We start from the raw sequence: 24,782 nt of genomic DNA on the forward strand, positions 1-24,782 counted from the left end.
TGAGACCAATGCCATTTTAAAACACCCTAATCCATCTAGGGGTGACTTACTAGTTTTTCCCGAGGCAACTCTTTTTTACGGTTCCTACATTATGTTTTTGAGGTGTCGAATTGCTTGGGCTGGTAGCATAAAATAGATCTAGGGATTTTGCCCCGGAATAGGCGATGATGAAATACCTAATTACTCAGCATAACAAGTTGCCGAATTCTACTGGAATTCGCTGTTTGCACTTCAGTCTGTGGTTAGGGCTGCTATCGCCCCTGTTGATCGGTTGTCAACCCGCCTCCACGAAACCGGCAGCCTCCCCCCAAGTGTCGTCTCCCCAAGTGTCGTCTCCCCAAGTGTCGCTGCCGTCGAACCGCGGTCTCATTCAAGAGGCTACGGCAGATCGATCGGTGGTACCGCTACGAACGATGTCGAAAACCTCGACGGAAATCGATCTTGCAGTCGACAGGGAGACGCCATCCCAGGACAGTTGGGACACCGAAATTGTGTCCGAGCAGATCAGCTCACAACTCTCTCGTCTGACGGCGCTGCTGGCCTCACCAAAACAGCAAGACGAGGCGATGGATCTGCTTGCTGATGACCTAGCGGCAACGCAGCTTTACCCGGAGCAGATGTCGGAGACGTACCGAGATAAGAAGATCGTGCTGCGAGCTGCTGAAAATCTTTCCCCGGCGTTGGTCATTTCAAACCGGGACGAGTTCCTAAAAGCGTTTGAAGGGTTGGCTCGCGAACTGAATGCCGAGGGCCTTCCTGCCATCAAGTTTAAATTGATTAAAATTGATGCTCAGGGTGAGGAGATCGTCACAGAACTGCTTTACGAAGCTTCCTCTCGGGGAACAGATCACAGTCGGCAGCAGCGAGCCCGTTGGCAATGTCGGTGGCGTGCTGCCCCAGATTCCCGGCTGCCGTTGCTGAGTGCTGTTCGCTTGTCATCCTTTGAAGAGGCGGAATATAAGTCCCCATCGGGAACGCTGTTCCAGGATGTGACAGCATCGGTGATGTCAGCAAATGATGCTTATGCTCGTCAGGTGTTGCCGGGGATTAATGATTGGGCGAAACGGTTGGGACGCGAATTTATGGGCCAATTTGGTCACCATGGTTTGGCGATCGCCGACGTTAACAACGACGGATTGGATGATCTTTATGTATGTGATGCGGGAGGATTGCCGAACCGATTGTATCTGCAGAATTCCGATGGAACGATTCGTGACGTGAGCGCTGAATCGGGTGTTGATTTTTTAGATGAATCGTTTGGAGCGTTGCTTGTCGACTTGGATAATGATGGCGATCAAGACCTTGTTGTTGCTTGTGACTTGCAGATACAGATCGCCGAAAATGGTGGCAATGGGCAGTTTCAATTGAAGCAAGCCTTGATCGCAGAGACCGATTCCTATTCGATTTCGGCTGCGGATTTTAATCAGGACTCGAAGCTTGATATCTATCTTTGTGGGTACAACGCCCGACGCCAAACGGCCGCGAATCGAGGATTACCTTTTCCCTTGCCGTACTATGATGCGAACAATGGTGGTCGAAATTATCTGTTAAAAAATTGTGGTGAATTTGAGTTTGTCGATGTGACCGCTGACGTTGGACTAGACGAAAATAATCAACGGTTCAGTTTGGCAGCGGCTTGGGAGGACTACGACAACGACGGCGATCTCGATTTGTATGTCGCGAATGACTTTGGACGAAATAATCTCTTTCGTAACGAAGGTGGTCGGTTTAGCGACGTCGCAGCTGCTGCGAATGTTGAAGATCATGCTTCGGGAATGTCCGTTTCTTGGGGCGACTACGACCGTGATGGCGCAATGGACGTCTACGTGAGCAATATGTTTTCGGCTGCGGGAAACCGGATTAGCTTCCAGCAGCAGTTCTCTGACGGGATCCAGGAGGAAGCTGTCGGTTTTGTACAGCGGATGGCAAGAGGTAACACACTGTTTCGGAATCAACTAGACGGCTCGTTTCAAGATGTGAGTGAAATGAATCGGGTCACCATGGGCCGTTGGGCTTGGGCCTCGCGATTTGCCGATCTTAACAATGATGGGTGGTTGGATCTGATCGTGGCAAATGGATATGTGACCAACGACGATCCGGACGATTTGTGAAGTTTCTTTTGGCGACAGGTCGTGTCGCAAGCACCTCGAGTAGACCGCGAAGATCGCCAGTCGCTCGATGGTTATTTGGCCAGTTGGCATGCCACGATGAAGTTGTTGCGAGCTGGCCGATCGTTTAGTGGGCGTGAACGCAACTGTGCTTTCTTGAATCGGCGAGGTGAATCATTTTCGGATGTCTCTTCGATTCTGGGCATTGATTTTCCTGATGATGGTCGAGCGATTGCAATGACCGATTGGGATCACGATGGTGATCTGGATATCTGGTTTCACAATCGAACCGGACCACGTTTGCGATTGATGCAGAATAATGCGGCTGCGGCAAATGATACGAGCAGCCTTACTTTGAAACTTCGAGGTGTGCGTTGCAATCGGGACGCGATTGGCGCTCGTGTGCGACTGGAACTCGTCGGACAATCAAAGCCCATTCTGCGGACCGTTCACGCAGGCGATGCCTATCTTTCTCAGTCCAGCAAGTGGCTGCATTTCGGCTTGGGAGAAAATGCGAAGATCCAATCTGCTCAGGTTCGCTGGCCGAATGGAGAAGCCGAGTCGATCGTGGGTCTGGAGCCGGGTGGACGATTTGTCATGCAGGAGGGGACGGGCCGAGCTGAGGCCGTTGATGCCAACTCCCCCCTGCGAGAGGTTCAATTGCAACCGTCCGATCAATCCCAATCGGCTTTGCCAAAATGGGAACGGGTGGCATTTGTGAGCCCGTTGACGTTGCCCGCGTTTGAGGTGACGGACGACCAGGGGAAGCGGATGCCTCTTATTAATCAGCAACGGCAGCTGGTTGTTTTCTGGGCCAGTTGGTGTCCGAGCTGCCTCGCTGAACTTGCGGAGCTGGAGAAATCTTACGAACAACTGGCAGCCGCCGGGATCAAAGTGACTTTGGTTAATGTTGATGCGGCTTCCCAAATCGAATCTGCAGTGCGGACGGAACCTTTGACTGCTGAGCAACGATATGGTTCAACTCATGCCGACCGTGTTTTGATCGATAAGCTACAGCTTGTACAACGGATCGTGCTAAATCATGAGCTGCCTTTTGCTGTTCCGCTGACTTTGTTGGTCGATGAACAGGGTGGGCTGGCCGCGCTCTATCGGGGAAGCACGCCTCTCGCAGCGATTCTGCAGGATGCGAAATGGTTAGGCCGTCCCATGTTCGAACGTCGTCAAGCGGCAATACCGTTTAGCGGTACTTGGACGACCTCGTCTCGTACTTTGCTGATGCGGCCGGTGGCAACTTTGTTTCGCGAGCAAGGCTATGATCAAGACGCGGTCAACTATCTCAAACAGGATTTTGAGTTACTCGAAGCCAGGAGAAAATCTGTTGCCACAGATGACGAGTTGCGGCAGGTTGACCTGCAATTCGCCCAAGCCAGCTTTAATATTGGGCGATCGCTGCAATTGCAGGGACAGCGGGAAGAGGCGATCCAATACTATCAACAAGGGTTAAGCGTATTGCCCGATAGTGCGCAAGCAAATTTCTTTTTGGGGAGTGCCCTGGCAGAGATGGGGCAGCCTGCTAAGGCGATTGCCGCTCTGCAATCTGCGGTTCGTTTAGACGGGGATTTTTCGAAGGCTCGATTGCAATTGGCGAAAATGTTTCGGGCCCAGGGAAGGCTCGACGAAGCAAACAACGAACTCGAACAAATCTTGAAACAACGTCGTGATGACGTTGATGCGAATTTCTCAATGGGGTTATTGCGAGCTTCCAAGGGTGAGCCAGCGGCCGCATTGGACTCATTTCTCAAGGTTATTTCCGCTGCGCCGACCCGTGTCGATGCATGGACGAATGCGGGTTCACTGTTTGCCAAGCTGGGACGCCTTGGCGAAGCCAAAGCTGCGCTGGAAAGAGCGATTGATTTGGATGAATCCAATTTACAAGCTCGAATCAGTTTAGGCGGACTCTACGGAGCGTCCGCTGATTTTAACGCCGCTCGACGACAATTTAAGCGGGCATTGGAGCTTGATCCAGAAAGTAATCCAGCTCGACAGGGCTTTATTCAAAGCTTACTCCGAACGGGAGATTTTGTGGAAGCTGGAAAGCAATTGGAGGATGCGATTCGCAGCAATCCTCGCGATATCAACTCGTTCGTTCGCTTGGCCTGGCTTCGTGCCACAGCTCCCGACGAAGACGCTCGCAACGGTGAACAGTCCGAGCGATTGGCTTCCCAATTGGCAAAAGCGACGCGACACGGAAATCCAAAAGTGCTCGATGTGTTGGCGGCTGCGTACGCCGAAACAAGTCAATTTGAATTGGCTGTGGAGACGCAGCAAAAAGCTATCGATCTGATCCGCGGAAAAGACGACCCAACGCAGTTTGAAAAACGGTTGGAACTCTATCAGGCTCAACAACCGTATCGAGAACCCGTTCAGCCATCGAAATAAAAAGAAAGCAGCTAAATCGTCCAGCTGACCTTCGCGTCGATTCCAGCGGCAGAGAGGTTGGTCTGGCGTTTTGAGGGGCAAGCTGCCTAGCAATGAAAATCTCCAGACCATCCACCACTTAGGATTGGAGAAGATCTGCCATTCTCGACCGGGGCCCGCCCGCAGAAGACATGGTGAAGACCGATAACAATCTGGTTGGTGGGAAGGCTCTCGTCGTCGAAGATGAATGCTTGTTTCTTGGTTCCTCGTGTTTTTTATGTCAGCCAGGATGAGTATCCAGTCAAACTAGCTGGGGTTGGCAGCAGAGGAGGTGATCGAGGATTGGTCGCTGAACAGTGAACGAACCATCAGGCTCAGTCTTCCCTGCAGCGAGGTTTTGTCTGTTGTGGTCGTCTGCTCCTGATTGCGGCTTTGACCGATTGTGATGAATGAAAGGCTGGATTGCTCCTGTTTCGAAGGAATCCAACCGGGAATGGCATGTTCAGATTCCTATCGTCTCGCTGAGGGAAAAGTGCGATCATCCTCCGCAAGGCCGTCAGGCTGACGAAGTCGTATACTGCTTGTATCGAACCGCATATCAGAGCGTCAAGGAAAGGAGCAACATGTCTCAATCTACCTGGGACCAGCTGACTCAACATACACGTGAAACGGGCTTGCTTTCGTCCACGTTGGCCACATTAGAATGGGATGAACGAACGGGACTTCCCCCCGAGGCAACCGCTTATCGTGCAGAACAACAAACCTACCTGGCCGGCTTGATTCATCAGCGCTCAACGGCGGACGAATTAGACGCTTGGCTGACGGAGCTCGCTGTTTCCGATTTGGGACAAGATCCACACAGTGATACGGGGGCAACCATTCGGCTGTTGCGTCGCAATTATGATCGTTGCGCCAAGCTCCCGCAAACGCTTGTCGAGGAAATCACGCGAGCATCGGTCTTAGGTCAGCAGGCTTGGGTATCCGCACGGTCCAATAATAGTTTTCACGAATTCCAACCTTACTTGGAAACGCTTGTCGGGCTCAAGCAACAAGAAGCGGATGCAGTGGGTTATGATGAATGTCGCTATGATGCTTTGTTGGACGAGTTCGAACCTGGGGCAAAAGCCGTTGAGGTGGCAAAGGTTCTCGACGAACTCAAGGAAGCGCTCGTGCCACTGGTTCAAGCGGTGGGGGAGTCAACGAATCGATCACCTGCAGAGATTTTGCATCGAGATTATCCCACGGATCGTCAACGTAAACTCGGTCGCCGAGTCGCGTCGAAAATTGGATTTGATTTTCGCCGAGGTCGGATTGATGAAACAGACCACCCCTTCTGTACAAATTTGGGACCCAATGACTGCCGAATTACGACACGTTACGATGAGTGGTTCTTCTCATCAGCCGTTTTCGGTACTTTGCATGAAGCGGGACACGGGCTTTACGAGCAAGGATTGCGACCTGAATTCTACGCATTGCCGCCGGGGCAGTTTACTTCCCTGGGGATTCATGAATCTCAGTCACGATTGTGGGAAAACTTTGTCGGGCGAAGTGCTGCTTTTTGGCAATACTTCTATCCAATGACGCGAGATCTGTTTCCGGCTGCGTTGTCCGACGTCACAGCCGATGAGTTTCACTTTGCTGTGAATGATGTGAGACCTTCCTTGATTCGTGTAGAAGCCGATGAAGCTACGTACAATTTGCATATTGTCATCCGATTTGAATTAGAGCAACTGCTGCTCAATGGTGATTTGAGCGTGACGGACCTGCCAGATGCTTGGAACGAAAAGTATCAGAATTTGCTGGGGATTAAACCTTCCAACGATGCGGAGGGCGTGCTGCAAGATATTCACTGGAGTGGCGGTGCGATTGGTTATTTTCCCACCTATGCGCTGGGTAACCTTTATGCGGCACAATTCTTCGCTCAAGCCGGCCAGGATTTAGGTGACTTAGACGCGATGTTTGCAGAAGGAGAATTCCGTTCGCTCAGTGATTGGTTGCGAACAAATATTCATCAGGCTGGAAGTTGCTATTCTGCTTCAGAACTCGTCCAGCGGGTTACCGGCCAACCCCTGTCGCACCAGCCGCTGATTGATCATTTGTATCGTAAGCTGGGGCCACTCTACGGTGTCAGCTAGCAGGCGCCCTGACGCCCCGTTCCTAGCAAAGCTCCGGGTGGTTAATTGATGTAATCGTTAAACTTTGCCAGCCGATCAGACGATCTAATTTGGAAGCGTCAATAAGTTGCTTCTTGAAAAGACTGGCTTGGTAGTGCGATGACAAGGCGTGGGCTGATTTTCCAGCTGTTACTTTGTTCCACATTCTGTCTACCGTCAGTCATGGGGCAAGAGCTCTCTCTCATTCCCCGAAACGGGCAGAGTATGCCAGCTGGCAGACCGTTGATCTATCGGTTGCCCCCGCTCGAATTCGCCGACCGTGAGTCGATTGATCTCGTTGCTCTTACTCGGATTCAGGATGTTCAGCAGCCTGAACCTGCGATCACATTCCAGGATGAAGCCGAATATTTGGATAACTTGAATGATGGTTTTGAACTGAATGATGGTGTCGAAAATTTCAATCGAGATGGCGCCATCGAGTCTTCTGGTGTTCCGCGAAATCTGATCGACGACACGTTCGAAGGCGATCGCTATAACCTTGAACTTGGCAATAACTTTTACGCGCCACCCGAAGATTTTTCGCAAGGTCTTGTGCTCTATGGCAAGTCAATTGCGATGAAAGTCAGCGGCTATGTCAAAGTTGATTTGATCCATGACTTTGATCCGATTGGATCGAAAAACTTGTTTGATACGACGACGATTCCAGTGGATGCGTTGCCTCGTCAGAACAGCCGCTATCAGGCGCGTCAATCCAGATTGAATTTTGACATCCGTTGGCCGTCGACTTGGGGCCCAGTGCGCATGTTCGTTGAGGGTGACTTTTTTAATGATCAAAACTACTTTCGATTGCGACACGCTTATGGTGAAGTCGGTAATTTGATTCTTGGCAAGACTTGGACGACTTTCACGAGTATGGAAGCGATGCCTGCCACGCTTGATTTTGAAGGTGCTGTGTCGTCGGTGACGCGGCGGGCCGCACAGGTTCGCTGGACACAGCCTTTGATTGGGGATTGGCTGACCGCCGCTGTGTCCGTTGAGAATCCCGAGATCCGATTGGAGCTTCCCGATACCGTCACCCCCGTCACACAAACACCCGACTTCATTGCTCGTATTCGGTGGTCACCCGAATGGGGGCAGTTTCAGGTTGCCGGAGTGGCACGCCAGTTAGGTGTTCAGCCAGAAAACCAGGAGGTTCGAGAGGCGCTGGGTTGGGGGTTCAATTTCACCGGTGCACTGCTCTTGAATGACGCGAATAAGTTCTATTACCAAATACTCTTTGGGGATGGTATCGGCAGCTATCGAGGATTGCCCGATGTGGCTTTAACGGGGAATCAACAGAAGCAGGCCAGTCCTTTGGGGACCTTTGGCTGGATGGTTGGTTGGAAACATGAGTGGACCCCCCAACTGACTTCGAACTTTACTTACAGCGTTAGCAGCATCAATAATCTACCGGGCCAAGTAGAGTCGGATTTGAAGGAGAATACCTATCTGGCGGCCAATGTGATCTGGAATCCGATCGAACGAATGTTCATGGGCGTTGAGTATCTGTTTGGAACTCGAGAAAACAAGAATTGGGAGCGTGGTGAGGCGAATCGGGTGCAGGCTAGTTTTGGCTTCTATCTTCCCTAGTGGTTTGTTCCTTGGAATAGCCGGATGCGACTCCGAGGGCATCTGTCGGAAATGGGTTCTGGTCGGTTTGCTACGAACTCTTCTATTGTTCTCAGTGTCGAAAATCAGTGTTTGAAATACAACGACTGCGGCGAGGGTGGGATCGTTCACAGCCCTTTGGCCTGGTCTTCGGGTTTCCCAATGTCTTCCCCTTGGGGGGTTTTTGGACAGAAGGCGTGATCCAGTTCGGATTGGCGGCCGATCCGCCCAGGCGTGTTCTGTGAGTAAATCGACAGACTACCATCAAGATCATCAGGAATCACGTTACAATGAGCTTCCGACTATTATTTGTCGAAATTGTTCTGGCTGCGATCGAGAGGTGAATTTGATGAATTGGAATAGATCTTGGTTATTGCTTGTCGCGGTTTTTTACTTTGGACTTCCTACCGTCACTCGGGCGGCGGATGCCACGAAGCAGGAATGGATTCAGCTATTCAATGGAAAAAACCTGGACGGCTGGAGAGTGAAGATTCGTGGTCATGAAGTTGATGATAACTTTGGCGATACGTTCCGCGTTGAAGATGGCTTGCTTACTGTTTCGTATGATCAGTATCAGAAACCATTCAATCAACGATTTGGCCACATCTTTTTTAACAAGCCATTTTCGAACTATGTGATTCGCGTTGAGTATCGATTTGTTGGCGACCAAATAGACGGGGGACCCGGTTGGGCGTTTCGAAATAGCGGAATCATGTTGCACGGACAATCGCCTGAGTCGATGAAGAAAGGACAGGATTTTCCGGATTCGATCGAAGTGCAGTTGCTAGGTGGGAACGGAAAAAATGCACGAACGACCGCCAATGTTTGTACTCCAGGAACGCACATCCACTTTGGTGATAAATTAATCAAGCGTCATTGCAACCCGTCCAAGTCGAAGACGTACCATGGCGATCAATGGGTTACTTTGGAAGTCGAAGTTCGAGAGGATGAGTTGATCAAACACATCATGGACGACAAAGTGGTGCTCGAATACACCAAGCCACAAAAAGATAATGGAGAATTGATCACAGGTGGTTACATCTCGTTGCAATCCGAGAGTCACCCGGTTCAGTTTCGAAAAGTGGAAATCCGAGAGCTGAAAGACTGATTCTTTCCGCCTTACGCGAGGCGAGAGCATGGGGCAGCGCAATGGCTGGCACGAGTGCGTTCAACAGCAGTTGCATCCGATCCGAAGGAAAGCACGGATTGTTTTCTTGCTCCACGCGGATCGGCTGTGATGGCACAGTACGCGCTGGACTCCGAATCGATTTGAATGACTGCCAACGGATGCTACGGTGGTTTGGGTGCTGAGCTGCTCAGGCCGCCTGCGTCTTGTTCCGTTGTCACACCCCTACCAGGTTAACTCGTCGATTCGCCTCGCTAGTTTTGAGAGTCAACAGCTCGCCTGTCCTAGTTTTGTCGGTCAAACCCACCGAAGATGCCCGTCGCGTACCAGATGCCATTTGAACCAAGAGAAATGTCATAGCCGAATGCCGGTTGGCGGGAGCTGACCGAGCGCCAATGACCCGATGACTGTCGCCAACAGTAAACACAACTGAAACAGGATCGAAGTAGACCTTCTCCAGGCCAACTCTCGGCGCATACTTCTGTCGGCGCCTCTCCTCCGACCATCGCATGTATCTCGTGGAAGCGTGAATTCCAGTTGTGGTGTCCTTGCTGACGGATCTGGGCTTGGTAATTCGAGTGTCGTCGGCTTGCCTCAAACAGTTGTGGATGGGGCTGACCATTTGCACTTGCAGGTCTTTCTGGATGGCAGCGAACCGCAAAAGTTAGCATTCGTTGGGTAAGTGTTCCTGGTGGTAACGCAAGTAGTGTACTTACCGACTTGGTTCCCCAGTAAGTTGGTGCGAAATAGGCCGACGACTCGAATGGCAAACAACTTACTGGCTTGCCGTAGTAATCACGTTCTTGGTGTTTGAGGTCGACAATCACCAAGCCTTGCCGACCATTCATGTGAACGAAAGCGCCGTGACGAAGTAGGGGGCGTTGAATACCGTCCATTTCAACTTTGGTTGTCGTGGGAATCTTCACTAACACAAAGTTGTCGAGTGACCGCTTGATACTCGCTTCTTGTAGTGTCGTCTGTTCAAATTGTTCGCGAGTTGGGTTGTTTGTCGGTTCGTAGAAGTAGATGAGCAGAAACTTTTCTGCCTCCTTGGCGGCGCGATGTGCTTCAAAGTAATCACCAAACCAGTGTTCAGTCGATGCCTGAGCGACTTCACTTGCTCCGCACCACTGTGGCCCACTCGTGATGACGAAGAAAACGAAACATGCCCTCCAGAAAATCCCAAGCTGGTTCATCAAAGTTTCCTCTTTGTTGTTGATGCCGTCGGGAAATCCTCGACGGGAAATCCTCGTGGTGCAATTTGGTTCGACGATAACACACAAATCTCAAATGATCTAGCGGCCCAAATCCTGGTAATAATCGCCAGGAAGAGGATGCTATTTTGGCGCATCGCTGTTGGTGCCCGTCGTAACTTGCAATGAGTTCAATGCTTGTCGCAATATGCTCGGGCTGAATGTTGATTGAGCATGCATGTTGGTAGAATGTGGCGCTGAAGGTTTTTCGTTTCATTCATTTCAAGAACGGTGAAGGTGCTCAAGATGCCAAGAAAATTGTTGCCAAATCGATGGCTGCTCATGATCGTAATCCTTGGTACCACATCATGGATCCTGACCGCGCGGGGCTTGACAGCGGCGCATCCGGTACTCATTCAAGGAAACGGGCAACTGGCGATTTTGGCCGCGGATGGTCAGTATGAATGGCGGATGAAGTGGGGAGGAATTCATGATGTACATCGATTACCGACCGGCAACATCATGGTGCAGCAGGGTGCGCACAAAGTGGTCGAAATCAATCCAGCGACTCAAAAAGTCGTCTGGTCTTACGATGCTTCAGTGCGGAATGGAAACCAAGGAGTTCCTGTCGAAGTTCATTCGTTCCAACCCTTGGCGGATGGTTCTGTCATGATCGCTGAATCAGGTCCGGCGCGGATCATTGAGGTGGATCGTGAAGGTAAGTTGCTACGACAGATCAAATTGAAAGTTGACAAACCACATTCGCATCATGACACGCGTTTAGTGCGAAAACTGAAATCGGGAAACTACTTGGTTTGTCATGAGAATGACGGGGTCGTTCGCGAGTATAACGGTGCTGAGAAAGTCGTGTGGGAATATGAAGTGCCGCTGTTTGGTCAGCCTCGGAAAGCAGGGCATGGTCCCGAGGCCTACGGAAATCAATTGTTCTCCGCGCTGCGCCTTGATTCGGGAAATACGTTGATCGCCACTGGAAACGGCCATCGTGTGTTGGAGGTAGATCCTCAGGGAGAAATCGTCTGGCAGGTTGATCAGAAGGAATTGCCTGGGATCACGCTTGCTTGGGTGACAACCTTGGAGGTGTTACCGAATGGCAACTATGTGATCGGCAATTGTCATGCGGGGCCCGGCAATCCATTGCTGATTGAAATCGAACCTAAGTCAAAGCGAGTCGTTTGGACATTTGACCATTTTGACAAGTTCGGTAACTCAGCCCCAAATTCGCAGATCCTCGGATTGCCAACGGCTGCCGTTCGCTAACAGGCTCGCTTCGCGAGGATTCATCTTGTCGCCCTGATGTGGGTAGTTATTCGATCCCAAAGTATTCGTGAATGAATGCTTTGCGATCGCCTTCGTGCTTAACGTATTGAACCAGTGCGTACAACTTGCGTTGATCTCGCTTGAGTTTTTCGTCAAGCCGATCTTGGTCGAGCAGAGTCACTGGAAGCGGCCGAACAACGGAGATTTGATCGGTCTGCATGCTGTTAATAACGCCGTAGCGATCAAGCATTGAAATGACGGTTTCCAGTCGATGGTCATGTTTGTCTTTGAAGTGCAGTTTTTCTCTCAGCCACTCCAGTCCAAACGCGTTGACTTGTTCTCGTTCGTGCGAGAGAAAGTCGTGAACACGCTGATAGAATTCGGCTCCGGGATTACTCCAGCCGAGGAATTCCATTTGAGTCATTAAATCGGCGTCATCGTAGAGCAGAGTGCACTCTGAGGGCAGGCCGTCTCGTCCGGCGCGTCCGATTTCTTGATAGTACGATTCCATGGATCCGGGAATGTCGGCATGGATCACCATGCGGATGTCTTCTTTGTCGATGCCCATGCCGAAGGCATTGGTTGCCAGCACCAGATGTGCGGGCTCGTTCATGAATTTCTCTTGCAGCTGCTTTCTGCGTCTGCGGTCTAAATCTCCATGGTAAATCAAGTGGGGGACCTCGAGTTCACGCAGACGCTCGCTGAAATAGTCCAGCGTTTTGATCAGGGTGAAATAGACAATTGAACTGCCCGTCCATCGTTCTCGAGCTGTTTGGATGAATTGCAGTTTTTCGTCGAAGCCCCAGACTTGCGTGACATTTAAGTCGAGATTCGGGCGATCGATTCCCTCATGATAAAGTTGCATTTCGTCCGGTTGCAGACCCAGTTGGCGGACGATGTCTTTTTGAACGTCGGGAGTGGCTGTTGCCGTCAAAGCGATGGTGGTCGGATTGCCCACCAGTTCACGGAACTCTTGCAAACGTGTGTAGTCGGGGCGAAAGTCATGTCCCCATTCACTGATGCAATGGGCTTCGTCGACAGCTAGGAGCTGCACGTTACGTTTTTTAATGACGTCGACGAATTCAGATTTTCGAAAACGTTCCGGGGTCACGTAAAGAAGATCGTATTCGCCTTTGCCGACGCGAGCATATCGGTCGAGTCGATCCTGGCGGGTCAAGGAGGAATTAATGAACGTGGCATCCACGCCACGAGTTCGGAGCGAATCCACTTGGTCCTTCATCAACGCGATGAGTGGTGAAATGACCAACGTAAGGGATGATGCTTCTTTTTTTGATCGGTGACCGTTGATCAGCGCGGGGATCTGAAAGCAGAGAGATTTTCCCATACCGGTCGGCATGATGACCATCACGTGTTTTTGATTGAGTACTCGTTCGATAATTTGGAGCTGTTGGCCACGAAAGGTGCGATGTCCAAATGTTTCTCGCAGGATTTCTTCCGGGGAGGGAGCGGAATCGGTAGCCATGGGGTGGTTCGGTCGATCCTTCAGGGGTTCGATGGTCTCAAATGCTTGACAAAAAAGTCCGCTCGACGGCGACGACCGTAAGGGCCTTCCGCGATGCCATGACCTCCCCCGGGAACGAGGAGAAAGTCGAAGTCTTTGTCTGCTTTGATCAGGGCATTAACCACTTGTAACGTTGATGCGGGGTCGACATTGCGATCCAGCTCGCCAACGATTAGGAGCAGTTTCCCGTTCAGCCGGTGGGCGTTGGTTACGTTAGATTGTTCCTCATAATGAGGGCCAATCGGCCAACTCATCCATAATTCATTCCACCAGATTTTGTCCATGCGGTTGTCATGGCAACCACAGTCTGCCACGGCGACTTGGTAGAAATCGCCGTGTGATAATAACGCTGCGAGCGCATTTTGGCCACCCGCCGACCCGCCGTAAATTCCGACCCGTGAGCTGTCGAGACAGTCGTATTTTTCAGCTAACGCACGAATCCAAAGGATTCGATCCGGTAGGCCTGCATCAGCGAGGTTTTTCCAGCAGACATCATGGAATTGCTTGGAGCGATGCGAGGTGCCTAAGCCGTCTATCTGTACAACCACAAATCCTCGATCTGCGATTTCTTGTTGATGATGGTAAGATGTGCGGAACTTTTTGGGGACGTGGGCGCTGTGTGGTCCGGCATAAATATTTTCGATGATGGGATAAGTCTGATTCGCGTCGAAATTGCGTGGCCAATGAACGATCCCGTAGATATCGGTTTCACCGTCTCGCGCTTTGGCGACAAAACGTATTGGTAACCTCTGCCCGACTGCCTCGAATTCACTTGTGTCGGATCTCTCAAGCTCACAAATCAAGCTGCCGTCGAGAACTCGACGCAATTCATGAACAGGAGCACAGTCGACACGCGACCATTTGTCGATCAAGTATTTGCCTTGAGGCGAATAGTCAATCTGGTGAGTTCCATCGCTCTCGGTTAAGAGCACCAGGTCAGAACCGTCAAAATTGATGCGAGCAAAATGGACATGGTAAGGGTCTTGATCAGGATGGAAACCACCCAAACGAAACCAGATTTTCCGTTGGTCGGTGTCGACCCGATCAACGCCTCGGACGACCCAATCGCCACTTGTGATTTGTGATTTGATCGCTCCGTTGTACGAGTCAATCAGATAAAGATGATTCCAGCCATCTCGTTCTGACATCCAAATCAGTTCACCCGTGTCGTCCAGGAACTGCAAGTGCAACTTGCCCGCGTAGTCAAAAAATGTATCGCATTCTTCATTTACAATTGGAGTGACGTCACCCGTGACTGCGTCGACTCGGATTACTCGAAACAGTTGGTGTCCCCGTTGATTGTATTGGAAAGTGAAACTCTTGCTGTCTGGTGCCCAGCGAACATCGCGAATGGCGAAAGGGCGATCGAATAAATCATTTCGTAGTTCAATCTGTTTTGCCCGCTCAACATCGAAAAGCCCCAGCCGCGGTGTTGGTATCTCGTCGCCTGGCTTCAAGTAGGGATAAGAGTGGAGTTTTGGCTGAAGCTGATCACGGGGTGAAGATTCAATGAGATGCACCCGTCGTTCCGTTGCCGACTTGGTCTGAAGTGCTACAAATCGTTTTGAATCGGGTGACCAACGAAGATCGGCTGACTTGGGTTCGGAGTCTTGCAGTGAGTATCGCATTTGTACGCCACGAGCTCGCGCTGTGTCGCGTTGCCAACTGTTCTCTGCAGAGCCATTCGTCGTTAGTTGAACGGCTTGATCATCTTTATCAACGAGCCATAAATTGTGATCGCGTGATTCGACGCTGTGCTTTCGCTGGGGAGAGACTCCTGTTCGCCGTTGAGATCGTTGATCGGGACGTGATTTTGTCGGACGAGGCTCCGCTGAAAGATCCGGTGGGCGGTTGTCAATCCGTGCATCGCTTGGCTTCTTCACTGCTTCGAAAACAGCGACTGTCGAACCATCAAGGTCGGATACTAGCCAGACATGTCCGGCATAAGTGTGTTGGCTGTAGGATTGTTCGGGTTCTACTTTGCCGTAGCTGTGTTGTTCGCCTGATGAATCAATCCAGAAAAGTTCAACGGTTTGTTTACGTTCATTGTGGAATCGGATTTCCGTTTCCGGGCCCGTCCGTCGGCTAGGCCGACGGCGGCGGTTAAACGGCAGCGAGCGGATTTGCTGGGGTGTTGCATCGGCTGTTGTCGTCAAAACATGGTTCGATTGGTCGAGGATCCATTCGCCTTTTCGCCCGATCAGACGAATTTTGTCGTTCGGCAGAAATTCGATCTGCTGGATCGGAAGACGTTTTGAATCAATTTTCTCACCGAGAGCTTTCGCCATGGCCGTGCCGACTCGCTGATGATCAAAAGCCGGTTTCCGAATGCCTTGAAGTGCATCCACGACGATGAATTCATGTCCGCCGCTGAGCCGCTTATTTTCGTACCAGAACCTTGAGTCATCGTCGAACCAGTGAGGCTCGAGCGAAGCTCGATCGATACGAGGCTGTTCGGCTGCTTCACTCGATGGAAGTAGACCGCAACAGGAAAGCAATACGAACGTTGCAGTAAGAAACAGCTTCGGCATGCCTGATTCTCGTCGAGGTGCAGTTGATTTATAGATAACTGCAGTTTAATCCGTGCCGAACTTGATTTGTAGTCGCCCTGGGAAGGAGATAAAACGAAGAACCTTTTTGATGCCAAGTAAAAAAGGCGGAGCGTGCCAATTTGTTGACGCACGCTCCGCACTTTGGATTGCTCTTATTTTTCGCCAGCGGTTCACTCGCACTTTGATGAATTCTAGCGACGAGCTGGCTTCGGTCCGCCTCGTCCCGGAGCTTTACGTCCCGGTCCTTTGCGGTCTTCAGCGCCACCGTCTTCAGCGCCACCGTCAGCTCCGGGATGCTTGTGGCCACCAGGGCCTCGATGACCGCCAGCTTTTGGCTTCGGTCGAGTGGGACGCTCTGGACGAAGCTGCTTGAGTGCCTCGCCAGCACCTTCCAGATCACCGTTGGCGAGTGATTCCTGTGCGGCAGCAATCACTGCTTGGACTTCCTCGGCTGTTGCATCACCGGGAAGTTTTCCTGCTTCGAGCGATGCTTGCAGTTTGGAGACTGCTTTCTCCAAATGCATTGACCGTTTCAATTCCATGACCGGTGCAAGGTCTTCGGTTTCGAGAGCTGTGGTGTAAGCGGCCAGCAATGCTGCTGCTGACTCGGGAGTCAAATCCGAAGGCAATTCTCCGGCGTCGGTTGCAGCTTGAAGGCGATCGATGCGAGCTTGAACTCCCTCGGCAGGGAACGCTCGTTCTCCTTTGTCCCCTGCGTGTCTTCCGGGCGCGCCTTCTTTGGGCGTCTTACGTCCCTGCTTCAACAGCTCTTTTGCCGCGTCCAGATCATCATTGGCTAATGCTTGATTCAATCCGTCGACTAGCGATTGAGCTTCTTCGGGTGTGACTCCGTCCGGAAGTTCACCCGATGCGATATTCTCGGTCAGTTCGTCGATTCTGCCTTGAATGCGATCTTGTTCTCTCTCGCCCCGAACTTGGCTCAATAGCGCTTTGATCGCGTCCCGATCTTCAGCGACGACGGCTGCTTCTAAGTCCGTGACGATTTGCTGAGCTTGTTCAGCGGTGAGGTCTCCAGGAAGGTTGCCGGACTCAATGCCCGCATTGAGCTGCTCGATTGTTTTTGCAGCAGGATCTTTCCGATCCGCACCTTTGTCACATCGTGCACGCCCCTGATGACGACCACGACGCGGTTTGGTTTTTGCCTGGTCATCCTCGTCGATCGGAGTGTCATCTCCTTCGCCTTCTGCGGCCAGTGGTTGTTCCAATCCGTAACGACCGGCCTGGAAAGCAACGACGATGTCGGTCGAGTCAAAAACCCCGTCACCATTCCAATCACCCTGGTCGAAGGATGCGCTTTCGCCAGTTTCAAATTTTCCTGCTTGGAAAACTCGCACGATGTCACTTGAGTCAAAAACTCCATTGAGGTCGGCGTCTCCAACCGCAGCGCTAACATCGCCGGCGAGGAGCCGTTTGGATTCCAGACCCTCGATTTGAATTTTTCGACGCTGAGTTGTGCGACTTCTTTGTGGTCGTTTGCGAAACCAGGAAAGAGTTTGGTGTCTCATGGTTGTGCTATGCTCCTAAATTCTTGCTTTGGTCCGATTTCCTTGCCCCAGCATCCTAGGTCGAGTTTTTCAGCGATCGTAACGGATCCGAAGAAAAGCTCAGCGGGACAATTATTAACACGGCAGAATCGATTCGGTTTCGCAAACGGCCGCGATTTGGTGCAAAATAAAGATTCAATGAAGGCTTGCGGCGAAGAGTGTTAAAATGGGTTATGTCTCAAGGCCGAATTCAGCTTCTCAGAGATTATCTAGGAAATCGGTCTTTTCAGCAAACGGATTCATGACTGGCTGACCCCATCGGCTGTTTTTCTGCGAAAAGCAACAAAACAAAGTCTTCGCGTGAGCTTCTTGGGGCTGTTGTAGAATCTGTTTTGCTCGAGCAGGTCGCCCAAGGAAGCCTCCCGATTCCACCATCGCGATTTCCTGTTTCTTGTCCAGTCCACTCCGTCCAACGCGGCAAATCGATGGGGAGTTTGCCCAGTCATTGGGTTGGAGGAAGCCCGTTGTGTTTCTTGCTATTCAGTGGATGGCCGCGAACTTCGATTGATTTTCGCTCGGGGATCTTAACTGACGGGATCTAGGCATTGGGCGGTCGCCTTTGATCCTGCACAGAGATTCGCGTTGTATGGCCGCAAGCTGCCGCTGGAAGGGGCATTGTTGAGCGATCTTACGCTATCGCTCGAAACGCTGTTGGAGCTGCTTAAAGGCACGAGCCCAGAGCATTTTCGCAGCAGGCACCGAGCGGCTCATTTGCTCAGCAACTTCATTGAAACTGCAGCCCTGCAGACTTCGGAGTTGCAAGACTTTACGATATTGTATTGGTAATTCGTTAATCGCGTCATTCAGAAACTGTGCGTTTTCGCGACGCTCGGCTTGAACACTGGGAATTTCTTCTGAGCAGGTGATGGCGGTGCAACGCTGGATGCTCGCCGGATCAACACTTTTGTTATGTTGATCCAGTGACACCTCACGCCGAATGTCTCGCTTGGCTGCGGTTACATGCATTTCGATTGTGCGTGCTAAATTGTTGGTAAGAATTCGTTTGAGCCAGCAGATGAATTCACTTTCTGTCTGACCGCGAAACTGATGGAAGTCGCGATGGGCTTCGAGCATCGTTTCTTGAACGATATCCGAAGGGCTGATTCGAGCTCGCAATTTGGCATCTAACCGAAGGTCTGCCAGGAGAAAAAGGTACCGTCGATAGAGCTCCAACAGGGGCCCTAGTCGATCAGGTGCGGCGGCTTTGGCACACAAAAACTTCTCTTGCCGATCGGATGTTGGCTGATGTTGGTTTCGGGTCATGATCGAACTTCCACAGGAATCAAGATCGAATGGTGAATTTGGTTGGCGAATCACGCCATCCATACCTCGTCCCGCAAAGTCAGTCAGGAAAATCCGACTCGGCACGAAGGTGCTAACGGAGTTCTTAGGCGGTGATTGTCCTCGTCGATAGACTCCCGAACGACTGGCGATTGCCCGGTTGGAATTCTGGAGTTTTTGAGTTTTGTTGCTGCAGGGGATTGAACACGGATCGTTCCGATTTGTTTCGGTAGGAAAAAAATCTTTGGTCATCAGCTGATGTGCTGGAAAGTAGCAATTGGCAAAAGCCGGAAACAGAGCAAGCAGGCAATGGGTTGGGTATGGCTGCTATGCATCGGACCCTGAACGCGATCAGGGCCGTTAACATCTGCTTCGTTTCGATCCATGGCGACCTCTCTTACGATGGTCGTTTTTGAACGCGGGATCGCAGAAGATCACAAGAAAAGCTGGAGCTAAGCTCGGCTGAAAGCCGTGAGCAACAGTTGACTCATCGCATCGAGAGCTTGCGTTTCTTCGCTGACAACGTATCGAACACCCAGGTTTTTGAGCGGTTGTACGTTGGATTGGAATCGGCAGCGGACGAAAACTTCACAACTGCGGTTGACCTGGCGCAGTTCGCGTACAACCGCGACGGCCTCTGAATCGACCGCGATGCTAATGACCACAATTCCTACCTGATCGGCATTCGCCCGTTCCAGCGTGCCTGGATCGGTGGCGTCACCGACGATAGTGCGGAATCCTTGTTGTGCGAACTGTTGTAGATTCAGTGGGCTGCGGTCGATCAGGCAGGCGTCATAACCTGATGTTTCTAGCTGCGAGGCGAGTTGACGGCCGATTGGCCCCATGCCAATTACGATCGCGTTGCGACTTTTAATTTCTCGGATCGGCTGTTCCTTTTCTATTTGTTTTTGTGCTGTGTCCCTTCCTCGCAACGCGAGTGTCAACAGAATGGGCGAGAGCATCAAGGAGACAAGTGAGATGGCGACAAATTGTTGCGCCTTTTCTTCCGGGACTAATCCCTCTTTGAGTGCGATGGTGACGATTGCAAAAGCAAACTCGCCCACATGAGCGAGGCCGAATCCCATGCGAATCGAAAGGCTCCAGGGCAACGCAGTCAGGCGGAGTGCGATGGTTGCGGCCACCGCCTTGATGATAATTAATGATGTCAGCCCCACCAGGAAGAAAACGGGTTGCTGGATTACGGTTTTGGGTTCCAGCAGCATGCCGAGTGAGACAAAGAAGATTGCGGTGAAAGTTTCTCGGAATGGAAGCACCAAAGCATCGATTTGTTCGGTCCACCGATTACCATTCAACATGAGTCCCGCGGCGAAAGCGCCGACTGCAGGAGGCAGTCCCATTCGATAGGACGCAAGCGTCACACCCCCGAGAATGACGATGCTGGCCAATACCACGACATCCGGACTTCGAAAACTTGTCAACGCTGGGATCAGCCATCGGGATAGACCCCATCGCATCAAAGTCACTGAGCTGACAAACAAGAGAGATTTGGTCGCTAAGGCGAGGTATTCGGTCGTTCCAGGTTGATCATTTTGGCCAGCGATCAAGGGGATGACCAACAGCAGTGGAATCAGCGCGACGTCTTGAAACAGTAGAATCCCGATTGCCCGTCTTCCCGATGACGAGCTGGAGCGTCCCCATTCCGAAAGTGTCTTGAAGACGAGTACGGTCGAACTGAAGGCGACGGCGGCACCCAGCAGGGCTGATGTTTGCCAAGAAAAACCGTTCCAGTTCAACAGCCAAGCAACCGGGACACTCACGAGCAGCATCTGAACACTGCCACCGACCAGGAGGTGGCGGCCAAGCTTGACCAATTCACCAAGAGAAAATTCCAATCCAATCGCGAATAGCAGAAGGAAGACGCCAATTTCCGAGAGGAGTTCAATGTCGTGACTCCGTTCCCGAATCAGTTGGGTTCCGCCCCCTCCTACCAAGACTCCGACAAGCATGTAGCCAATCAAAGTCGGGATGCGAAAATGCTTGCAGGCTAAACCGGCGAGCAAACCGGCGGACAGAATGACGAGCAGGTCGTAAATAAGTGATTGGTCCATTGGATTATTTCCCGCCCGTATCGTACCGTGTTGTTTCCGAATGGCGTACCATAAACGAAGATGGCCCAGTGAAGTTAGTAGGAAAGGTGGTATGGTAGTACTTTGGGATTGTGTTTTTGAGAGAAGTGTTGGACAACGCCTAGTCAACTATGATTAATCGTGAAAAACCGTCTGGTGACCCCGCGAGAAGTCGTAATCGGTATGACCAATACCAGACGGCTCGAAAGGCCCAAGGATCGGTTGCATCAAAATTGGAAGCTCGATCGGTTCGTCCCGGCGATCCCAAGCGTGGCCATCGCGATCGGACTTTTAGGCATTTGCTGTCGGAGTTTTTCAAGCTCCTAGGGCCTTTGCGTCGGTCTGTAGTATTCGCTCTTTCGATGCTCACGGTTGGAACGATTTTGCGGTTGTTTCCACCTGCAGCGTCAAAGCTTGTGATCGACTATGTCTTGACGGACCGTCCGCTGCCCGATTGGTTATTAAATATCTGGCCAGGGGCGGTTGCTCGCATTCACCTGTTAGTTGTGATTGGTATTGTTGTAGCAGTGTTTGCCTTAACCGCGTCGCTCTTCACGCTCTGGGGGCGTTGGATTGCGACAAAGGCCACCAACATGATGCAAACAAAGGTCCGGCGCAGAGTGTTCGATCATGCCGTCAGACTGCCGCTGCACCAGGTTTATCAACTCAAGTCTGGTGGGACCGCCAGTATTCTGCGTGAAGACGCAGGCGGTGTCGGAGATTTGATTTTCAGCATGCTCTACAATCCATGGAGGGCGATCGTTCAGTTGGTCGGTAGTATTTTGGTCCTGGCTTGGGTGGATTGGCGATTGATGTTGGGGGGGCTGATGATTCTTCCGCTCGTCTATTTTAGCCATCGAGCGTGGATCACAAGAATTCGACCGGTTTTTCGTGACATTCGCAGGCAACGGCAAGATGTTGATAGTAATGCGACCGAGGCTTTTGGCGGAATGCGCGTGGTCAGGACTTTCAATCGCGAGCGAAGCGAGAACAGTCGCTACGTCGGTGGTAACAATCTGTTGGTTCGAATGCAGTTGTTTGTATGGTGGTGGGCTCGGGGTGTCGACATGTTGTGGGATACCCTGGTGCCATTAGCATCGACGATGGTATTGATGTATGGCGGCTACCAAGTTTACTACCAGCAATTGACATTAGGCGATTTGTCGATGTTTCTCGTTTACCTAGCCATGCTGCTGGGCCCAATCGCCACTTTGGCTACGAGTGCGACCAATTTTCAAAATAACCTGGCGGGGTTTGATCGGATTCTCAACTTGCTTAATGAACCACTTGAAGCGGGTAGGCAAGACGTAGGAAAAAAGATCGATGTTGATGAGACCCCAGGTGCGATCACTTTTCGGAACGTCGATTTCTCGTACCCTGAATCGAATCAATTGGTCCTCCAAGATATCAACCTGCAAGTGAAAAGTGGCGAGATTGTCGCTTTGGTGGGACGTAGTGGCTCGGGCAAAACAACGCTCTGCAATATGGTGGCTCGGTTCTACGATCCCTGCAAAGGGGCGGTGGAACTGGATGGTGTCGATTTACAGGAAATCGATCTCTCGTGTTACCGTAACTTACTGGGGATTGTGGAGCAGGATGTGTTCTTGTTCGACGGTACGATCGGCGAGAACATTGGTTACGCTCGCGCGAATGCGACGATGGAGCAGATTCGCGAAGCCTCGCAGATTGCCCATGCTGATGAGTTTATTGAAAGGTTGCCGCAAAAATTTGACACGATTGTTGGGGAAAGGGGTGTGCGGCTCAGTGGCGGTCAACGGCAGCGGCTGGCCATTGCTCGAGCAATTTTGGCCGATCCTCGCATTTTGATCTTGGATGAAGCCACGAGTAATTTAGATAGCGAAAGCGAACGACTGATCCAGGATGGTTTGCAGCGTTTAATGTCAGGACGGACCTGTTTCGTAATCGCCCATCGGTTGAGTACAATCTCCCACGTGGATCGGATTGTCGTGGTAGAAAATGGCCGCATTATAGAATCCGGTAATCATGTAGATTTGCTCGCCCAGGGAGGCCGCTATCAGGAAATGGTCGCCCTGCAGATGCAGGCGAATGCTTATTAAGCGATAACTAATTTGATGTGCCTTGGAGATGATCATGACAGATGCCGTTGCGGATTCTAAGGCTTCATCTTCTCCTTCTCCCCCCCCACGCTTTGAGTCGATTGACGCGTTGCGTGGGTTCGATATGTTCTGGATCATTGGTGCGGGCAGCATCGTGATGGGCTTGCGAAAAGTGAGCGATGCCGAATGGGTCAAGCTGTTGGCCGATCAACTTGAGCATGTCCCTTGGAGCGGTTTTCACTTTTACGATTTGATCTTTCCACTGTTTGTTTTTTTGGTGGGAGTTTCATCCGTCTTCTCATTGCAGCGGATTGTCGATCGGCATGGGAAGGCAGCCGCCTATTGGCGGCTGATTCGCCGCGCTGTGGTTCTCTATTTGTTGGGATTGTTTTATTACGGCGGTCTAAGTCGCGATGGTGGTCCCGAGATGTTTCGCTACGTGGGTGTGCTACAACGAATTGCCATCTGCTATCTGTTTGGTGGAATCATTCTGCTGAATTGTAAGTTGCGCGGCATGATTATTGCGCTCGCTGTGATTTTGCTCTCGTACTGGGCGATGATGACATTTATTCCTGTGCCCGGTGTTGGTCCCGGTGACTTTTCCGAAGGGAAGAATCTGGCAAACTACTTTGATACGCAATACCTGCCGGGTTACAAATGGGATGGCGACTGGGACCCCGAAGGTCTGCTCAGCAACTTGCCCGCGATTGGAAGTGGTATCTTGGGCATGTTTGCCGGTATGATTTTGATGAATCCTGCTTTCACGAGTCTCCAGCGGATGACTTGGTTGATTGGTTTAGGAGTTGGTTGCCTGCTGGTAGGCTGGCTGTGGGGATTTCAATTTCCGATCAATAAAAAGCTTTGGACGTCATCCTTCGTGTTGTTTGCAGCCGGTTGGAGCTATCTGCTTGTTGCTCTATTTCACGCGGTGATTGACATTGCCAAATTCGACATCTGGGCACGGCCTTTTGTCTGGATTGGAATGAATTCGATAACGATTTACATGCTCACGAATCTGATAAGCTTCCGATCGGTCGTCTTGCGTGTCGTCCATCCACCTTTGCTGTCGGCAATGGGGAATTGGGCAGAGCTGGTTGTCTCGTTATTGTCGTTGAGTCTTTGCGTGGGAATCTGCTATTTGCTCTATCGTAAGCAACTATTTTTGCGCGTGTGATTGCGGGAGTGGCAATGCAGGATCGAATACCTAGCGATTCTTCGGTTGGCGCGACGAATCTCTTGCAGTTGAGCGCGACCCCCGGCTGCACAGAAGAAGAAATCAAGGCCGCCTATCGAGGCCTCGCCCAGCAACTACATCCGGATCACGGTGGGGATGCTGAACGATTTCGACGGTTACAACAGGACTACGAAGTCGCTCTGGAACGGCTTAAACAACCGTTGAAGAAGCCTGTGGTCGTAACGCCCTATGTGCCCCAGGCACCTGTCAAACGGCGCGTGCGGAGACGGCCGTTTCGTCGAGCGATGATCGTCCTGATCATTCTAAGCCTGGTATCCTTGGTGTTGCCCGCTGACGGTCGTAAGCTATTGTTTGCCCTGCTGCCGGCAGTCCTCGGAATGGTCTTTGTCCCCGTCCTGCTTACCGCGTGGAAACCCCACCTGAGTGGACTGCTTTGTTTGGTTACTACGCCCGTCTGGATCGTGATTGCCGTTGCCTTGGCATTGAACGACCGATTTGGAAACGCGATCCTGTCGCCAGAAACGGCCGAATTCGGTGACTATCTTCTGCTCTCGATTTTTGCTGTCGCAATCTCGCTGGGGCTTTCGATATTGCTGGGGACGTTGTTTTCGTTCTCGAACAACCGTGAGTAGAAACGCGACGACAACACGTGTACCA

The 24,782-nt window shown here is 51.4% G+C and carries 15 protein-coding genes; 9 read left to right on the forward strand and 6 right to left on the reverse strand.

Annotation, left to right across the window (positions count from 1 at the left end):
• Window positions 1-164: 164 nt before the first annotated feature.
• From P8N76_10640 to P8N76_10660, 5 genes are all read left to right on the forward strand, one after another.
• Window positions 165-2,111: a VCBS repeat-containing protein gene (locus tag P8N76_10640; protein MDG2382120.1), complete on the forward strand. Its 1,947-nt coding sequence runs from the start codon at window positions 165-167 to the stop codon at window positions 2,109-2,111.
• Between the two features lie 21 nt (window positions 2,112-2,132).
• Complete coding sequence (locus P8N76_10645) at window positions 2,133-4,508, forward strand: tetratricopeptide repeat protein (GenBank protein ID MDG2382121.1); 2,376 nt, start codon at window positions 2,133-2,135, stop codon at window positions 4,506-4,508.
• 602 nt (window positions 4,509-5,110) lie between these two features.
• Window positions 5,111-6,622: a carboxypeptidase M32 gene (locus tag P8N76_10650; GenBank protein ID MDG2382122.1), complete on the forward strand. Its 1,512-nt coding sequence runs from the start codon at window positions 5,111-5,113 to the stop codon at window positions 6,620-6,622.
• A 243-nt stretch (window positions 6,623-6,865) separates the two neighbouring features.
• The gene (locus P8N76_10655) at window positions 6,866-8,230 is read left to right on the forward strand and encodes a DcaP family trimeric outer membrane transporter (protein ID MDG2382123.1); all 1,365 of its coding nucleotides are present in this window, start codon (window positions 6,866-6,868) and stop codon (window positions 8,228-8,230) included.
• A gap of 367 nt (window positions 8,231-8,597) precedes the next feature.
• Window positions 8,598-9,356, forward strand: a complete 759-nt coding sequence (locus P8N76_10660; protein ID MDG2382124.1) for a DUF1080 domain-containing protein — start codon at window positions 8,598-8,600, stop codon at window positions 9,354-9,356.
• A 302-nt stretch (window positions 9,357-9,658) separates the two neighbouring features.
• Here P8N76_10660 and P8N76_10665 read toward each other — a convergent pair whose 3' ends face one another.
• Entirely contained in the window at window positions 9,659-10,570 is a 912-nt protein-coding gene (locus tag P8N76_10665; GenBank protein MDG2382125.1) for a hypothetical protein, read from the reverse strand.
• Between the two features lie 303 nt (window positions 10,571-10,873).
• Here P8N76_10665 and P8N76_10670 point away from each other — a divergent pair, with 303 nt between their 5' ends.
• On the forward strand, window positions 10,874-11,845 hold the full coding sequence (locus tag P8N76_10670) for a PQQ-binding-like beta-propeller repeat protein (protein MDG2382126.1): 972 nt from the start codon (window positions 10,874-10,876) through the stop codon (window positions 11,843-11,845).
• Window positions 11,846-11,891: 46 nt separating this feature from the next.
• Here the strand turns inward: P8N76_10670 and P8N76_10675 are convergent, their stop codons facing one another.
• From P8N76_10675 to P8N76_10695, 5 genes are all read right to left on the reverse strand, one after another.
• A complete protein-coding gene (locus tag P8N76_10675; protein ID MDG2382127.1) occupies window positions 11,892-13,328 on the reverse strand; it encodes a RecQ family ATP-dependent DNA helicase in 1,437 nt (478 codons plus the stop codon).
• 20 nt (window positions 13,329-13,348) lie between these two features.
• On the reverse strand, window positions 13,349-15,898 hold the full coding sequence (locus P8N76_10680; GenBank protein MDG2382128.1) for a prolyl oligopeptidase family serine peptidase: 2,550 nt from the start codon (window positions 15,896-15,898) through the stop codon (window positions 13,349-13,351).
• 212 nt (window positions 15,899-16,110) lie between these two features.
• The gene (locus P8N76_10685) at window positions 16,111-17,445 is read right to left on the reverse strand and encodes a hypothetical protein (GenBank protein MDG2382129.1); all 1,335 of its coding nucleotides are present in this window, start codon (window positions 17,443-17,445) and stop codon (window positions 16,111-16,113) included.
• Between the two features lie 672 nt (window positions 17,446-18,117).
• Window positions 18,118-18,747, reverse strand: coding sequence for a sigma-70 family RNA polymerase sigma factor (locus tag P8N76_10690; protein MDG2382130.1), 630 nt, complete (start codon window positions 18,745-18,747; stop codon window positions 18,118-18,120).
• Between the two features lie 470 nt (window positions 18,748-19,217).
• Window positions 19,218-20,834, reverse strand: coding sequence for a cation:proton antiporter (locus P8N76_10695; protein ID MDG2382131.1), 1,617 nt, complete (start codon window positions 20,832-20,834; stop codon window positions 19,218-19,220).
• 380 nt (window positions 20,835-21,214) lie between these two features.
• On the opposite strand from P8N76_10695, the gene P8N76_10700 reads away from it, so the two are divergent.
• The 3 genes from P8N76_10700 to P8N76_10710 are packed head-to-tail and all read left to right on the forward strand — an operon-like array spanning window position 21,215 to window position 24,757.
• Window positions 21,215-22,930, forward strand: a complete 1,716-nt coding sequence (locus P8N76_10700; protein MDG2382132.1) for an ABC transporter ATP-binding protein — start codon at window positions 21,215-21,217, stop codon at window positions 22,928-22,930.
• A gap of 34 nt (window positions 22,931-22,964) precedes the next feature.
• Window positions 22,965-24,104 (forward strand): heparan-alpha-glucosaminide N-acetyltransferase domain-containing protein, encoded by a 1,140-nt coding sequence (locus tag P8N76_10705; protein MDG2382133.1) that lies wholly within the window; start codon window positions 22,965-22,967, stop codon window positions 24,102-24,104.
• Between the two features lie 14 nt (window positions 24,105-24,118).
• On the forward strand, window positions 24,119-24,757 hold the full coding sequence (locus tag P8N76_10710) for a J domain-containing protein (GenBank protein ID MDG2382134.1): 639 nt from the start codon (window positions 24,119-24,121) through the stop codon (window positions 24,755-24,757).
• Window positions 24,758-24,782 lie beyond the last annotated feature (25 nt).

The organism is Pirellulaceae bacterium, assembly GCA_029243025.1.
In the GTDB taxonomy this organism is placed as follows: Bacteria; Planctomycetota; Planctomycetia; order Pirellulales; family Pirellulaceae.